At 35.8% G+C, this 15,282-nt stretch carries 12 protein-coding genes and 2 pseudogenes; 6 read left to right on the forward strand and 8 right to left on the reverse strand.

What is annotated here, in order from left to right:
- Window positions 1–132: 132 nt before the first annotated feature.
- Both K737_RS11855 and K737_RS01980 read left to right on the forward strand, forming a co-directional pair.
- Window positions 133–221, forward strand: a pseudogene (locus tag K737_RS11855) (transposase); the annotation flags it as partial.
- A gap of 133 nt (window positions 222–354) precedes the next feature.
- On the forward strand, window positions 355–651 hold the full coding sequence (locus K737_RS01980; RefSeq protein WP_052563214.1) for a hypothetical protein: 297 nt from the start codon (window positions 355–357) through the stop codon (window positions 649–651).
- A gap of 208 nt (window positions 652–859) precedes the next feature.
- Here the strand turns inward: K737_RS01980 and K737_RS11860 are convergent, their stop codons facing one another.
- Window positions 860–1,012, reverse strand: a complete 153-nt coding sequence (locus K737_RS11860) for an IS630 transposase-related protein (RefSeq protein ID WP_023492165.1) — start codon at window positions 1,010–1,012, stop codon at window positions 860–862.
- 1,390 nt (window positions 1,013–2,402) lie between these two features.
- Here K737_RS11860 and K737_RS01990 point away from each other — a divergent pair.
- Complete coding sequence (locus K737_RS01990) at window positions 2,403–3,143, forward strand: phosphatidylserine decarboxylase (RefSeq protein ID WP_006289230.1); 741 nt, start codon at window positions 2,403–2,405, stop codon at window positions 3,141–3,143.
- A gap of 227 nt (window positions 3,144–3,370) precedes the next feature.
- Here the strand turns inward: K737_RS01990 and dnaN are convergent, their stop codons facing one another.
- From dnaN to rpsT, 3 genes are read right to left on the reverse strand one after another with little or no spacing between them, the layout of a single operon-like run.
- A complete protein-coding gene (gene dnaN / locus K737_RS01995) occupies window positions 3,371–4,516 on the reverse strand; it encodes a DNA polymerase III subunit beta (protein WP_006289229.1) in 1,146 nt (381 codons plus the stop codon).
- Between the two features lie 44 nt (window positions 4,517–4,560).
- Window positions 4,561–5,979 carry a chromosomal replication initiator protein DnaA gene (gene dnaA, locus K737_RS02000; RefSeq protein WP_006289221.1) on the reverse strand — a complete coding sequence of 473 codons (1,419 nt, stop codon included), beginning with the start codon at window positions 5,977–5,979 and terminating at the stop codon, window positions 4,561–4,563.
- Between the two features lie 42 nt (window positions 5,980–6,021).
- Window positions 6,022–6,300, reverse strand: coding sequence for a 30S ribosomal protein S20 (gene rpsT / locus K737_RS02005; protein ID WP_006289219.1), 279 nt, complete (start codon window positions 6,298–6,300; stop codon window positions 6,022–6,024).
- A 314-nt stretch (window positions 6,301–6,614) separates the two neighbouring features.
- Here rpsT and K737_RS10970 point away from each other — a divergent pair.
- Together K737_RS10970 and K737_RS02010 are read left to right on the forward strand one after the other, a co-directional pair.
- Window positions 6,615–6,806, forward strand: a pseudogene (locus tag K737_RS10970) (helix-turn-helix domain-containing protein); the annotation flags it as partial.
- Window positions 6,801–7,277 (forward strand): IS1 family transposase, encoded by a 477-nt coding sequence (locus tag K737_RS02010; RefSeq protein ID WP_235075661.1) that lies wholly within the window; start codon window positions 6,801–6,803, stop codon window positions 7,275–7,277. The pseudogene K737_RS10970 and the gene K737_RS02010, both read left to right, overlap by 6 nt.
- 23 nt (window positions 7,278–7,300) lie before the next feature.
- Here the strand turns inward: K737_RS02010 and K737_RS02015 are convergent, their stop codons facing one another.
- Window positions 7,301–9,505: a putative inorganic carbon transporter subunit DabA gene (locus K737_RS02015; protein WP_006289215.1), complete on the reverse strand. Its 2,205-nt coding sequence runs from the start codon at window positions 9,503–9,505 to the stop codon at window positions 7,301–7,303.
- A gap of 61 nt (window positions 9,506–9,566) precedes the next feature.
- Window positions 9,567–10,901, reverse strand: coding sequence for a proton-conducting transporter transmembrane domain-containing protein (locus K737_RS02020; RefSeq protein WP_006289213.1), 1,335 nt, complete (start codon window positions 10,899–10,901; stop codon window positions 9,567–9,569).
- Window positions 10,902–11,283: 382 nt separating this feature from the next.
- Between K737_RS02020 and K737_RS02025 the strand changes: the two genes are divergently transcribed.
- Window positions 11,284–12,060 (forward strand): TatD family hydrolase, encoded by a 777-nt coding sequence (locus K737_RS02025; RefSeq protein ID WP_006289211.1) that lies wholly within the window; start codon window positions 11,284–11,286, stop codon window positions 12,058–12,060.
- A gap of 31 nt (window positions 12,061–12,091) precedes the next feature.
- Here the strand turns inward: K737_RS02025 and uvrC are convergent, their stop codons facing one another.
- Together uvrC and lepB are read right to left on the reverse strand one after the other, a co-directional pair.
- Window positions 12,092–13,894 (reverse strand): excinuclease ABC subunit UvrC, encoded by a 1,803-nt coding sequence (gene uvrC / locus K737_RS02030; RefSeq protein ID WP_006289210.1) that lies wholly within the window; start codon window positions 13,892–13,894, stop codon window positions 12,092–12,094.
- A 37-nt stretch (window positions 13,895–13,931) separates the two neighbouring features.
- Window positions 13,932–14,729, reverse strand: coding sequence for a signal peptidase I (gene lepB, locus K737_RS02035; protein WP_006289209.1), 798 nt, complete (start codon window positions 14,727–14,729; stop codon window positions 13,932–13,934).
- Window positions 14,730–15,282: the final 553 nt, after the last annotated feature.

The following is a 15,282-nucleotide window of genomic DNA, read 5'->3' on the forward strand; positions in this document are numbered from 1 at the left end:
ATTCATGAATAAAAAAGTGTGATATAAAAGGCTTGAAGGAGTAGAAGATGAATTAACCAAGTGATTTAAAAGAGAGATAGGGATGTGATAAAGCATCATTTTGATAGCGGCAATAAAAGTAAATACAACAAAAAAGAGGGGGGTAATGCAGTATTTTATATAATCAAAATCGGTTTCAATGGCGCATGCTACCAAAAGATTTTCCACCATATTCGACGGTACATTCGGATGCATGAACTTGTTAAGACAAGCCGAATTAAGTATGAAAGGAGTAAAAATCCCAGCTATAGCATCATTCACAAAGTGTTAAAACAAGTGTTACCCCCACAGGAGCCTCAGAAAAAATAGGTATAGATGGAGGGAAAAAAGATGCGCAAACAGCATAGTGGTGTTGATAGGCAAGGTAATCTGCTCCATATCACGGTTTATAAGTCCAATGACACAGGTGCTGGGTGCAGAGTTTTTGAAGAAGCGTTGCAAAAATATCCTACATTAAAGGGAGTTTGTGCAGATGCTGGATATAGAAACTCCATGGAGGAATTTGTGAGAAATATTTCGTCCTACCCGCTATCTTTAAAAATCGTTAGCTCTATACCACTTTCTTCACTATATACAAGGCTTTCAGTTGTTATGCCTTTTATAGCGTCTTGATAGTTGCTTCGTTTTTTTTGCTTCCCTCACATAAGAAAAGACTTTTTTATAGCTAACTCCTAGCTTTTTTAACCTTCCGTATACAGAAAAAAATACTTGCGTTAACTAGCTTTGCTATCTCAGCTCTTTTCTTATCTCCATTGGCTTGAACGTAAATCCTTAACTTCTCTGGGTCTATTTTCCCCTTACTCCCAACCGTGGGGTAGACCTAATTCTCCCTTCTTTTTTGTATCTTATCCCCCCTACTTACGCTGCTTTTACTAACTTTAAATACTTTGGATGTCGTTTTTTGATCGTTACCAAGTTTAATATATTCTATTACTCGCTCTCTTAGATCGAAGCTGTATTGTGTCTTTGTCATTTTCTGTTAAAGATAGCACCACTTTTCCCACTTTCAAGCTAAATTACTATAAATAGCGGTAAGCCATGATTAAGAAGGATAAACAAAAAGAGAATAGAATGATGAGGGGAATTTAAAGGAGGCAATACTTTAATTATATTTTTTATTTCATAATGCAAATATTATAATTTGAAAAAAATAATTATCATGAATGAGTTCTTTTTATCGCTTATTTTATGTAGCATCCATTGCTTTAGTTAAAGCTAAAGTTCCAGAAAAGTTGAAAAACGATATGGATTTAATTAAATCTAATATCGGTAAAAAAATAGAAATGTTATTATGCAAAATTAAAAAATCGTATAGGTTTTATTATTAAAACATTGAAAACGAACTCAATATCTTTAGAATAAAAAGAATCGTTTTTAAAAGAAATTATTAATAATTTTCAAATTTTTATAGAAAAACTTGTCGAAGATCTTAATAAAAGAGATTCTACAGAAGAAACAAAGGAAAACGGCAAAACAATTTCCAATCCAGGAAAAAAATCAAGGAATTAGCAGCAAAATATTTTGTTGAGAAGTTTTTTAAAAAGGAAAGAGAATGGGCTATGATGGAACAAAAAAATTATCGAAAAACTAGAAAAATTAATAGAAGAATTAAAAAACTACAGCCCTCTTAATGAATCTTTTTCTACAGAAAAAAATCTGTATATAGACCAGGTAAGAGAAATTATTTCTAATCTTAAAAAAATATATCTTATTTGGAAGACGGTATACGTGAATATAGTACTGTACTCGAAATTGAAATTCTAACAGATGCAAAAGCTAGAAGAATTACTTTTTTTATAAACATATATTTAATTTTAATTATTGGATATCATTGGAAATTTAGAAATTAGAGAAAGGAGAGATGCGATAACACAAAATGTTTCAGAACAAAAAATTTATTTCAGGAAAATTCTTGTTGATAAAAGCTTATCATCTCCGAAATTAAAAAGGCATTAAAATATAAACAAAATGTAGATTACTTAAGAAGTAAGGTAAACCAATAAATATCCAGCAAAATTTTGTAAAAATATGATATCTTCGCTAAACATCTTTAATACTTTAATGGCATGATATTTTTTCAAAAAAAGTGATCTAAGGGTATGCAGTTGTTGGAAAAGCAAAAATAAATTTTTTGAAAATACAGATTTACTGAGAGGATTCATAAATTAATTTCGAGTTATATTAAGGCTATAAAAAAAATAGTACGAAAGATATCCTAATGTAAAAAACAAAAAAATAATTTATAATAGAAAAACGTTTGAAATGTACGAAAAATTTGTGTTAAATTTGACAAAAGTACGTATTAAGCGTAAAAATTTTATTGCTATTTGAGATCACAAAAAGTCAGGGGGATAAAAATAAACATGTTAGACAAAAGATTGTGGAATATTATGTTTTCCGGAAAAATCGATCAAAGAGGGTGGATTTTTGTTGGTATCGGGTGTTGTATTTCTGCATTATTTTTTTTAGTGCATACAAAATTAGCTTTGCTTTGTTCGGCGGTAACGCTGATGGTGGGGTTGTTTTTTCGTGACCCCACGCGATGCACACCTTTAAAATCAGAGCTTATTATAAGTCCAGCAGACGGGATAATTTTGGATATTGTGGATTGCACCCCCCCTTCAGAGTTGGACTTGGGTCCAGGTCCTTGGGCGCGTATTAGTATTTTTCTAAATTTATGGGATGTTCATGTTAACCGTTTTCCTGTAGATGGGCGTATTTTGCAAGTTTCTTATGCTCCAGGAAAATTTTTAGAAGCTTTTACCTCTGAATCTTCTTTAGAAAATGAAAGGTGTGGAGTTGTTATTCAAGTTGCTCAAGGGTTTCAAGTGGCTTGCGTGCAAATTGCAGGGTGGATTGCAAGACGTATTGTGTGTGACGCTAAAGTAGATCAGCTTGCAAAAAAGGGAGAAAAATACGGAATTATTTGCTTTGGAAGCCGGATGGATTTGTACTTGCCCAAGTATCAAGTAGATATATGGGCAACACCTCATCAGCGTACCGTTGCCGGAGAAACGATTTTGGGAATGATTAAAGAGGAAGAGGATGCGAAACCTTTTGCTACACAAGAGTTTATTCCAGAAGTTAAAAAATTTAATATTTGATGTTTTCCCCTATAGGGAAAACTACTCTGTCCCTATATAATTTTTTAAAAAATATTTTCTCGCAAAGTTATCTTATACCAAATTTCATACTTCACTGTCTTTTAAAACTGATTTTAAGAATAAATCCTGTAAAAAAGAATCCGAAAAATTAAGAAATTTGGTATAAAAATAAAAAATAAGAAGAAGTTTCTCTTTAAAAATAAATGATCTTTTGTCAGGGAAATCTTTTATGAAGAAATTGGCATTAAAACATACAAAGTATCTCTATTAATTTCTTGAAATAAAACTGGATTTTGACTTTGAGTTCCTTCCATTGTCATTACATTTCCTCTGGCGTGCTGACAAATCTCTGAAAGATACCTCACGTTAAATATTAGCGTAAATTCTTCTCCGTCATAAGAAATTTTAACTACTTCTTTTGCAGAACCTTGGGCGCTATTTGCAGATACCACTAATCCTGTCTTACAAAAAGTTAATTTTACCGACCGAGTACGCTCTTCAATAACCATACTAACACGATCTAAACTCTTCATTAGTTCTTTTGGGTCAAATTGAACACAAAATACGTGATTTTTAGGGATAGCACCAATATAATCAGGAAATCTGTCAATCAGTAAACGAGAAAAAAATTGAAATTTTTCTCCCTGAAGCGAAACTTGATTGGCTGAAAATCGAAAAGAAACTTCTTCACTGCTATCGCTTTCCAAAAGACGCAGCATACTTTGTATAGTGCGTCTTCCAATAACTAAAAGTGATGCAGGGCTAGAAATAGCCGACTCATTGATCTTGATGTTTAATAATCGGCTTAGAGCTAATCTGTGTCCATCTGTTGCCACTACGTTGCAAGAAAGCTGATTTTGGGAGTCCTCTCTAAAATGAAAACAAGTCCCTGCTAGCGCATAACGCGTTTCTTCTGTGGCAACACAAAAACTTGTATCTTTAATCACATCTGCCAAAGTTGCCGGATCAATCAAAAGCTCAAAAGGAAGATCTTGAGTTTCCATTAAGGGAAACTCTTCTACAGGCAATGTGGGAAGATGAAATTCTGCTGCCCCACCTTGAATTGTTACGTGGTTTTCAAATCCTTCTAACGTAACCCATTGATCATCTATTTTTCGTACAATTTCATAAAGAAGGTGCGCGCACACTACGCTAGCACCTGAAGACTGAAAAGGCTTAATGACCTCTGTTTCCCATAAGCTCATTTCCATGTCAGTTCCTTGAACGGAAAGCAAGGGATCTCCCTGCTCTGAATGGTGAGCTTTAATAAGAATATGCGATAGAATCGGAACAGTCGTGCTCCTTCGATTAATAAGCAACTGCTGATGGGTCAAAATTTTAGAAAAAACTGCCTTTTCTACACATATTCTCATAAATGCTTCCAAATAATAAATTTTATCTATTGTGTATTAATATATCAACGTTCTAAGGCTTTACGCAAGAGCGTTACATCTTCTTGTAAAGTTTTATCCTTTTGTAATAAATTTTCTATGGTCGAAATACCGTGAATAACGGTTGTGTGATCTCTTCCCCCAAAATTTTTACCAATATAAGGCAAAGAAGCCGTCGTGAGCTGCTTTGATAAATACATAGCAACTTGCCGTGGACGCACAATGTTTCGCAGTCTTTTTGCAGAATTCAAATCAGAAACCTTTAAATTATAAAATTCTGCAACTTTTTTTTGAATAAATTCCACTGTTAATTCTGTTTCATAAGGACGCAAGACATCTTTCAAAATCTCTTGTATCAAGGGAAGAGTTAACGTTTTTCCCACTAAACTTCCGTGAGCCGAAACGCGAAGCAAGGCGCCTTCTAGCTCTCTTACATTGGAAGAAATTTTACTGGCAAGAAAGTCTAAAATCTTTTGATCTATAGAAATTCCTAAGGAGGCTGCCTTTGATTGAAGAATCCCCAAGCGCAGCTCATACGTGGTTGGATGAATATCTGCCACTAACCCCCAACTTAAACGAGATTTCATGCGCTCTTTTAAGTCTAAGTCTGTAGGAGACTTGTCTGCAGAAATAATAATCTGACGTTTTTGATCTACTAACGCATTAAACGTATGAAAAAATTCTTCTTGAGTTGAATCTTTTCCGCTGATGAATTGAACATCATCAATAATAAGCACATGAACAGAACGAAAATGCTCTTTAAACGCCATGACGTTTTTGTAACGCAACGAACGCACAAAATCGTACATAAATTTTTCTGCGGAAAGATAAAGTACACGTTTTTTATACTGAGATCGTTCTAGAATATGATGGGCAATGCTGTGCATTAAGTGTGTTTTTCCGTGCCCTACAGGACCATATAAAAATAACGGATTGTATATTGCCTCATCACACTCTGCAACACGTCTTGCGGCAGCATGGGCAAACTCATTGGGCTTTCCTACGATAAAATTATCAAAAATTAATTTCGGGTCTAAGGAATACCCAGATAAAGAAAATTCCTGAAGACCGCCTTGGCTTTCTCGTAAACTTGAACTTCCTTGAGAATATTCTTGGTGCGAAGAAAAAGACTCTTCTTGCTCTTGATGTTCTACACTATCAAAAACTGTTTCTTCCACAATCAATGAAATTTGACAACATTGAGGAAATTTTCGTTTCAACAAAGGAAGGATCAAATCCAAGTAATGTTTTTCAATCCAATCCTTAACGAATAAAGAAGGAGCACAAAGTACCAAAATCCCGTTCCTAAAAGATTTTGTTTTTAACTGAGCAAACCAGTCCCGATAAACCGACTGGCCAAAATACTCAGATAGCAGCGACCTCCATTCCGGACCAGATGAATCTGGACACACCTCCTTTGTGAATAAAACTGAATCCAAATTCATAATAAGCCCCCTATTCAAAGAAAAAACTCTACCTAACCTCTATCAAGAAGCAATTGCATTTAATTTTTTCATTAAACGACTTATACGGCGCGACGCACTTCTTCGATGAATGATATTTTTCGCTGCAGACTTTGCAACAATACTTTGCGTGATACGAACTTCGTTTTTCGCCTCAGCAAGGTCAACTTGCTCAGCAGGACAAGACAAAATCTGACGAGTTTTCTTTAAAAAAGTTCGCAAACAGTGCAACTTTGAATGATTTTGTTGACGAACACGAGCGTCTCTACGCAATCTTTTTTTAGGAGAAATATGGTAAGGCATAATTAACTTTCATGTTTTAAAATCTCCTTATATGCTAGGTGATTTTTGAAAAAAAATCAATGGGCTGGAATCCACTCTTCTGTTTAGTTCGTTTCAAGTAATAATATTTTAAGCATTACATCAGTATGCCTATAAAATTGATTTGACAATAAAATCTATGTACTTTTTCGTATCTTATTAAAAATAATTTTTATAAAAAATTCTAAATTTTAACTATTTAAAAAATTTGAAGCTTTTAACCAAAGATCTTTTTTGTTAGAAATTGGCAAAGGAAGTCTTTTAAAAGTCTCTAAAAAAGATTGTATGTAAAATTTGTGAATATTAAGATTGCTTTAAAAGCGGTTTTGTTCGAGGGGGAAAGCGGTACAAATGTAAAAAATGTGGAAAAATTTTCACGAGGCATGCCCGAGAAATACAAGCTCCAAGCCCTTGTTTTATACGCAAGCGGTCTTTCAATGAACCGAATTGCTCAGCGTTTTGGTGTCAGCGCCACCGCTGTTTTGAAGGGGGGGCACCTTAGGATAAGGATATGCACCAAAGTTGATCCCTCCCCAGAAGACAAAGGTATTGTCAAGGAAGTCGATGAATTTTGGAATTATTTAAAAAAAGAAGCAAAAATTTGGATTTTTAAAGCTTGGATTTCTAAAGTCTATGATCGTGCTGGAAAAGGGCTCTTCGATTGGGAATTTGGTGATCGCTTGAGTCAAACATTCAAACGACTTTTTGAACGATTATTATTTTATTGCGCAGATCATTGGGCAGAGTTTAATAAAATTATTCCAAGCACTCGCCTTTTTCAGGGAAAAGATAAACGTTTTCCATTAAACAAAATAACGCTCCACATCGCCATTGGTTTGCAAGATCTCTCCCCCCTTGCAAACACACGATCACTTGAAATTCTAGAGGTAACATTGCATATTTTTGCAGAACTTCACACTAATAAAATATTGAAAATTCATCATGCTATCTTTAGTTAAAAGTCTCAAAAATTTTTTTATTGTTAATTAAATATAGTTTTTTTCCAAGTTAAATCTCGATTTAAAATATAAGAAAAATTCGGATTATCAGGATCAATGCACACCAACACGCCCCATCCATTGCGAAAAATTTTTTGAATCAAAAGATGACGGCTGATAACTTGATCCACCCCCCCCCAAGGAGCCCATACAATAGTTATCAACCTCATTGGTACGTGATAAGATGTTGTGTCGTTTTTATACACAGATTGAAACGGAAGCCCATTCATTAAATCACTAGCGTTTCCCTGCATAAGCGCAACTTTTCCGGTAATATTTTGAGTGATTTTACTTCCAGATCCATAAGCTCCATTATCTAATGTAGAAAAAAGATACTGAGCGTTAATCCATTGTGCAACAATCATTGGGGCTGTCAAGATCTGCTCAAGGATTGTCCCGCCTAAATCTTGGCGGTAATCGTAAGAGTGCAGAAACGCACGCCCTTCAAAATCAAGTTTTTTTGTAATATGCCACGGCGCTATAAAGAAAGAGGCGTTTTTTGCCAATCCCCATTCAGGACGAACTTGTGCCCAATCGGCGCTTTTTCGCGTCGTATACTCTAAACTTTTATCCTGGCTTTTATTCACTAACATTTCTCTAGAACGACGTTGACTATTTATTTTTCTTGCTTCTTTTAGATCCTTTTTTAGCTGGTTTATTTTTTCTTCAATGGCAGCACTGTAAGAACCTTCAGGATACAATTTTACTTCATCTGTTGTAGTGTTGTGTTCTGCTGCCAAAAAATAAGTTGTTTCAGGAATAAAAATTTTTGATTTACTAAGGTGGTTTCGCACACGTTCTTCGTTTAAAATTTTTGCGAGAACTTTTGCATTGCCAATGCCACTGTGTCCTGAGCAAGCACCACAGTGTAAAGCTGTTCCATAAGAATTATTTTCTGTAGTACTGCCATGTGCACACAAGACGACTAGAGACGAAAAATTTTTCGAAAGATTAATTGTTTTTATAATAGATTCTGCATAATAACATTGATCTTCAAAAGAAATAGTGTCTAATGAAGGAAATAACACACTGCAAGGACGAATTTTTTCAATAAGGTAGTTAAAAAACCTCACCGCAAATACAGGACTCACCGTCCTGACCAGCATCCAAAACGCTGAAAAAATTCCAAGCAACTCAACAACAGAAAAAGAGGTAATGAAATTACATTTTATAGACTGATAAAGCGCTCTTAGTGTAATAAAATTCCGATATTTTTTTTTATCGTGAATTTCCAAAAAAGCATCGGGATACTCATTAACAGTGTGTTTAGGGCGCATTAAAGCCGGGCAAGATGCGTATGATTTTTTTGTGATAGTGTTGTGAGCGCGAATTGGGATTCCAAAAAACCCAGAATACCCAAAAGTTTCATAAGTTCTTGTGCTTTCCAGTGCTCTTCTAAAAGGTTCAGACCGCACATCAACACAAAATACAAGTTGCGCCATAGGAATAAGCTCTTTATTCTTTCCGCCCCCCCCTTGTTGAAGAGAAATTTTTTTTAAAAGTGGGACAAGATAGTCATTTTCAGATTTTTCCAGTATCTCTATTGGATTTTTCTTTTGAGACTCTTTATCTTGTGCGGTTTTATGCCACTTTATAAGATCAAGAGCGTTTTCCCAAAGAACACAAGTCATCCCCAAACGCATTGCAATGTACTCTGTTTCCAAGTTTTTATGGAAGTGGTTTGATTCTTCTTGGGCCCAGTGCGTACAGTACTTGATATAAGAAGCCCACCCATGCAAAGTCGTAAGCATTAATGTTAAGAATAAACCATGGATTTCTTCTGGAATGTCAAGCTCTAAAAGACACTGGTAAATTGCTTCTTGTGGATTTTCGGGTAAATTCAATATCCATTGCTTTTTTTTTTGATTCCCTTCATGGATTTGAAAGTCAAAATAAGCAAGTTTCTTCCATGCAATATAAAGTCCTTGTGAACGAAAAGGCATGGAAATTGTTGCTTGCCCTTCATCAAAAAAAACCTGAAGCCATTTTATGGTTTGCAGATTAATAAGTTCTATAGGCGCTGGCATTTCTGTTTGTTGAAAAAATACTGCTCCTTTTATCAGCGCTTCTTCAATGGGCAAATCTTCCAGCCCTTTTAATGGGTTGACAGCTACAAGATTTTTAAGCGGCCAAAAAGGAGCAATAGTCTTCCAGCTTTCTTTTACAAGAAACGTTATCTTTTCAAACACTTTCTTTATCCTTTTAAAGTTTTACTTTTTTTGATCCCCTCTATCATTTTCACAACACCACCTATATTCGGTTGTACCCTTTATGACAAGCGGTCACTGTAGCAGAGCAAGGTTGACTGCTATTCAGCATCTTAACGTAAAGGATTAAAAATCTATCGGGAATTTCAGATTTCAAACGTGAAAAAAACAAAATCAACACCCAAAGAACTGGAATGATTAAAGCACTACTATGTAATAAATTCAAGGGTTGAGGTTGCATAAAACCTAACGGAGAAAAGATTGAATCAAAGACGTACACATTTATTCCGTAAAGAACTGCCACCATGGTGGCGATCAAGAGAGCTAAAAAAAAATTTTTAAAGGATACTTTAAATAGTGTCGTTAACGCCAGCTGCGTACTTGTGATAAATACAATCCCAATAACAAAACACGTCGTATCAAAAGAAAAAAAAGATTGATCGTTTATTACTGTAAAAAGGTAGCTGCCCCAAAATCCACAAACAAGTGCTAATAAAAAACAATGTAATCGTGGAGGATACCCCAGATCTACCCGCTCTTCCTTTGCTGCCCCTCCAGAAGAAAGAAATAAGTACGCTTTAAACACACCATGCCAGCAAAGATGAGCAATGGCAGAAGAAAAAAGCCCCAATCCACATTGCACCAACATGAACCCCATTTGTCCCATTGTAGAACATCCCAGCATGCGCTTTACATCTGCCTGCATTAATTTCCAAACAGACCCTAAAAGCGCACTCACCAACCCCACAACAAAAATAACATTTAGTATTTTTGGAAAATTGAAATAAAGTGGAGAAAAACGTGCCAACAAAAAACCTCCCCCATTGATTATTCCTGCGTGCATAATTGCAGACACAGGAGTGGGAGAATTTAATGAACTGATAAGCCAGCGATGAAAGGGATAAATTGCAGACTGAGTCATAGCACCCAAAATAAGCATTATTAACGCACAAAAAATAAAAATTGAGTTACTTGAATGATGAACAATATATTGAATAGAAAGACTTTCGGTTTCTTTATACAAAAGGATAAAGGACGTCGCGATAAAAATGAACCCCAAAACAAAATTTTTAAATGCAAGTCTTCCAGAAGCTCTGGCTGCTTTCCACGAAGGCTTGTGTGTCATAAGCCGAGCCGTCATTCCATTGCAACATCCCCAGGCACTTAAAAAAACTACCAAATTATCTGAGATTGTTATCAAAATTACAGAAGTCAAGAGCACCGACATATTCAAAAAGAAATTATTATAAAGTGCGTCTCCTTTCATATACTCTTTTGAAAAAAGGCACACGACAGTACCCAAAAATCCGATCAGTACCATCATTGCTATTGCTAGAACATCAACATAAAATAAATTTTTAACGAGAGCAATACTCATCAACTCCCCTCCTCTTCTTTAAACTTTTTACCCCTACACTCAAACAAATCTTACCTTTGAATTTTCTTTAGTTAACTTATTTGCAAGGTAAAACATTATAACCTCACGATTTTTCTAGTTAGACACTCTAAATATCGAAAAACATTATGCCACCAAACCTCTTAACATTGCAATGGTTTTTATTTTTTCTTTGCATGTGCTGATTTACGGTTAATACCACGATAAATATTATAGATCATTTCATTCCTTTGTTATATCACAGTATAAATCGCTACTTTTTAAATCTTAAAAATCCTTTTTGACTTAAAAAAATACATTATCTTGTTAAAACGGCCTATACCTGATACCCTGTACGCATATTTAGCATTTTCTATATTAAATAATGACTGAAGATCCAGGATACATTGATAGCCATTGCCATCTTGATCGGTATCCCTGCCCGAAAGAAATTGTGCATCGCGCTCAAAAGGTTGGTATAAAAAATTTATTATCAATTTCTGTTCATAAAGACAATGCATTTGAAGTCCTAAAAATAGCAGAAGAGTTTTCTTGTGTATACGCTTCTGTTGGAGTTCACCCTTGTGACACCAACCAAGAATCTTTATTAGGCTTAGAATCTTGGTTGATTACCATGTCTTCTCATAAAAAAGTTTTGGGCTTGGGAGAAACAGGAATCGATATGCAGGAAACTTCTCCCCAATTAGATCTTCAGCTTCAAGGATTTGAAGCGCATGTTAATGCAGCGTTGCACACTGCATTGCCCTTGATTGTCCATATTCGTAAAGGGTTTGATGTTTTGTTTGATTTTTGGAAAAATTGGAATAAAGACACCCCTTTGGGTGTATTGCATTGTTTTTCTGGAACATGGGAGCAAGCTAAAATAGCTCTAGATATGGGATGGTATTTAAGTTTTTCTGGTATCGTTACTTTTAAAAAAAATGGAGAGCTACCAGAGGTAGTAAAAAAAGTCCCAGCAGCTCAATTTCTTTTAGAAACTGATGCACCGTGGCTTGCGCCTGAGCCATATCGAGGGCGCCCTAACGAGCCTGCATATTTGGTGCGTACTGCTGAAAAAATTGCTCAGATTCGCTCTTGTTCAGTATCGCAAGTGCGCCAAAGTAGCACAGAAAACTTTTATCGATTATTTAAAAAATTCTAAAATATGAATTTGACGTACTTTCGTGCCATCTTCAAAAAGATTGCAGAAATTCGTAAACTTTTTCTGCAAGTTTTTTAGAAAAACCAGGGACAGCCTTAAGGTCTTCCAAAGAGGCGCTCTTTAGTGCTTCAGCATCTGGAAATATACACCGAAGTTTTTCTTGGCGTGCTGGGCCAACCCCTGGAATTTGTTCAAAAAGACCTTGAACCATGGCTTCCCTGTGTTTACGTCGATACGCTTGAATTACGTATTGATGCGCTTTATTTCTTAATCTTTGAAGAAAGTGCAGTAAGGAATCTGTTTCCAACAAGCGTATAGGCTCTTGATTTTTCCGATAAAATATTTCTTTTCCGTCCCTATGTTGGGGGCCTTTTGCAATTCCCAACAAATCGATGTGGTGAAGGTTTAGCATACACAGCGCGTCATAAGCGGTAGATACTTGCCCTGCCCCTCCATCTACTAAAATAAGGTCTGGGGCAGAAATGTTTTTAGAAAAACGCCGAACAAGCATTTCTCTAAGTAAAGCGTGATCATCTCCCAAGGTTTTTCCCATAAAAAGAATACGAGAATTTTTTGCTTGCCATACCCCATTTTCAAAAGACACCATTCCCGCACAACTATAGTGTCCTTGGACGTGGCTATTGTCGTAAACTTCGATATGAACAGGAGCTTTAGTAAGTTGAAAGACTGTCTTCATGCGTTGACTTAATACAAAAATTTCATCTTTTGCTTGAACGTACTGTAAAAGTGCATGCTGTGCATTTAAATTTGCATGGGACAAAACATTTTGATAAGCCTCATTACAAGGAATAGTTGTTAATTTTACGTTCACTTGATGAAGATATTCAAGCGCTTCAATAACGTCAAAAGAACACGGATGCGAAACAAGAAATTCTTTTGGAGGCTTTACATTAAAATAAAATTGACGAATAAATTCAGACAAAACCTGTCCTGTTTCTGCCTGTGTTGTTCCTGGGAAAAAAAAATGTTGCCCTCCATAATTGATACCTTGACGAAAACAGCATACTTGTAAGCACGTCACTCCGTGGTCAAACGCAGCTGCAATAACATCCAGGTCTTCCTTTGGAACATGTCCAAAAGATTGCAAAGTTTTTGCTTGATGGATCCAACGCAGACGATCTCTTAAAGTCGCCGCTTTTTCGTAAGCATAGTGAGCGCTGGCCGTTTTCATTTCTTCTAAAAGTGTTTTTTCTAATTTATCAGATTTTCCCTTCAAAATTTGAAGGGCCCCTTCTACTGTCTTTTTATACTCTTGTATAGTGATTTTTTGCACACAAGGCGCACTACAAGACTTAATATAGTATTGAAGACAAGGACGTTTGCGTCTTAAAAAAACGTGGTCGCTGCAAGAACGCAACTGAAATGCTTTGTAAATGTAAGTCTTTGTTGTCTCTAAAATGTCGCGATTCCAAAAAGGGCCAAAAACCTTTTCCCCTTCTAAAAAATTAGATCGTTTTGCCAATAACGCTGGAAAATCATGGATAGAAAGCGCTAAGTACCATAAGGCATGCCCTTCTTTTAACAAAATATTAAAGGGAGGCTTTTTCTTTTGAATAGTATGAAGCTCTAAAAGCAAAGCTTCTAACTCGTTGTGTGTTACTGTGTAGCGCACAGAACGAATTTTAGAAACCATTTGCTGTAAGCGCAAAGGCAGAGCAGAAATACGCGTATACGAAATAACACGACGCGCTAACCTTTTGGCCTTTCCCACATAAAGAACAGATCCTTTAGCGTCCAGCATCTCATACACCCCAGGAAGATCTGGAATGCATGATAATGCTTGAGTTAACGCTTTTACTCCTTCTTCGTACATCAATTATTTCAAAAAACTAAATTAAAAAATAAAAATCCTATCGTATTAAATTTCCGATACGCTCTAATCTTAAACTCCACCACGTCCATGGCTTGATCAGTGTAAAATCATCTCCTAAAGAAAAAAATACAATCTTTGCCGGGCCCAAGACGTAATCTGTGTATACGTATCCTAGATCTTCTGATCGACTGTCCCCTGAACCATCTTGATTATCTCCTTGAAAAAAATAATGATTTTCTGGAACAACAAACTCTTTTGTGTTGTCATAGCGCGCCGAACCGAAGGGTCTTATTTTAAGAACCTTATGAGAAATTTTTTTTCCAGTCTCTTGAGTTTTTCCTTTTTTGTCTACTTTTGCCACTGGAAGTTCTCGTATGTAGATATCTCCTTCCACAAAGGACTCTCCATCATAGGCGCGATATTTTTCAGAAACCTTGTTCATAGGGCAAACTTCACCATTAATGTACAGCATCCCTTCCTTCATTTGAATTCTGTCCCCGGGAAGCCCAACTAACCGCTTGACATAATCCATCGAAAATTTCTTCGGACAAGTAAACACGACCACATCGCCTCGTTTTGGACGATCGAGAACTGCAACACGACCGGAAAAATAATCAATCCACTGACTAAATAGAAAACTAAATCGACATACGCCATAATTAAATTTAGTAACTATTATGTGGTCTCCTACCAAAAGTGTGGGAATCATAGACCCCGTAGGAATGCGATACGGAGAAAATATAACGGACCGAATAATAATTACGAAAAAAATTGCATTAATCCAAGATAAGACAGAATGCTCACGAGATTTCTTTTTTTGTTGAAAGGAAAACATAAAATATTCCCCGACTACCCTACAAACGTTTTCTATCTATATCACTTTTTGCGCTTCAAGTCTATACCGAAAAAAGAATTTCACTAAAATCTATTGCCTTGTTTCAATAATGCTTTTGGGTGAATGACATTTTAGAACCCGTCTTCACAATTTAAATAAGATCTGATACAAAGCTTAGTTAGAAGGTAAATGACATGCCCTATCCGAGAGAGTTAAGTGACACACAATAGAGATTTAATAAATCTCATTTTGATACAGGGGATTATGGTAAAAAACGTAAGAAAGTGCTTACTAACGGGGGGGGTATCTCATAAAGACGAGCTGTCAGTGGCACTTTTTTCCGCAAGATTTATATCCTTCCATGAAAAAGTGTATACAGGTTTTACATTCAAGAAAGCCCCAAGCGAAATTTGGGAGAAAATGATAAGGGATTTTGCGGAAAAAAGCCGAATAAACAATGGACAAGACAATCCGACCTGCAGTCTAATTAACTTCACAAAGTGCAAAAAAAAACGGGAAAAGCTGTAAATGATCGGAAGAGCACACGTCTCAA

It is taken from the genome of Holospora undulata HU1, assembly GCF_000388175.3.
Classification (GTDB): Bacteria; Pseudomonadota; Alphaproteobacteria; order Holosporales; family Holosporaceae; genus Holospora; species Holospora undulata_A.

Coding starts and splice junctions, on each gene's coding strand:
- dnaA (WP_006289221.1), bottom strand. CDS start 5,979: ATGAATTTGGATTCAGTTTTATTCACAAAGGAGGTGTGTCCAGATTCA.
- K737_RS02020 (WP_006289213.1), bottom strand. CDS start 10,901: ATGAGTATTGCTCTCGTTAAAAATTTATTTTATGTTGATGTTCTAGCA.
- rpsT (WP_006289219.1), bottom strand. CDS start 6,300: ATGCCTTACCATATTTCTCCTAAAAAAAGATTGCGTAGAGACGCTCGT.
- K737_RS11860 (WP_023492165.1), bottom strand. CDS start 1,012: ATGACAAAGACACAATACAGCTTCGATCTAAGAGAGCGAGTAATAGAA.
- lepB (WP_006289209.1), bottom strand. CDS start 14,729: ATGTTTTCCTTTCAACAAAAAAAGAAATCTCGTGAGCATTCTGTCTTA.
- K737_RS02025 (WP_006289211.1), top strand. CDS start 11,284: ATGACTGAAGATCCAGGATACATTGATAGCCATTGCCATCTTGATCGG.
- K737_RS01990 (WP_006289230.1), top strand. CDS start 2,403: ATGTTAGACAAAAGATTGTGGAATATTATGTTTTCCGGAAAAATCGAT.
- K737_RS01980 (WP_052563214.1), top strand. CDS start 355: ATGGAGGGAAAAAAGATGCGCAAACAGCATAGTGGTGTTGATAGGCAA.
- dnaN (WP_006289229.1), bottom strand. CDS start 4,516: ATGAGAATATGTGTAGAAAAGGCAGTTTTTTCTAAAATTTTGACCCAT.
- uvrC (WP_006289210.1), bottom strand. CDS start 13,894: ATGTACGAAGAAGGAGTAAAAGCGTTAACTCAAGCATTATCATGCATT.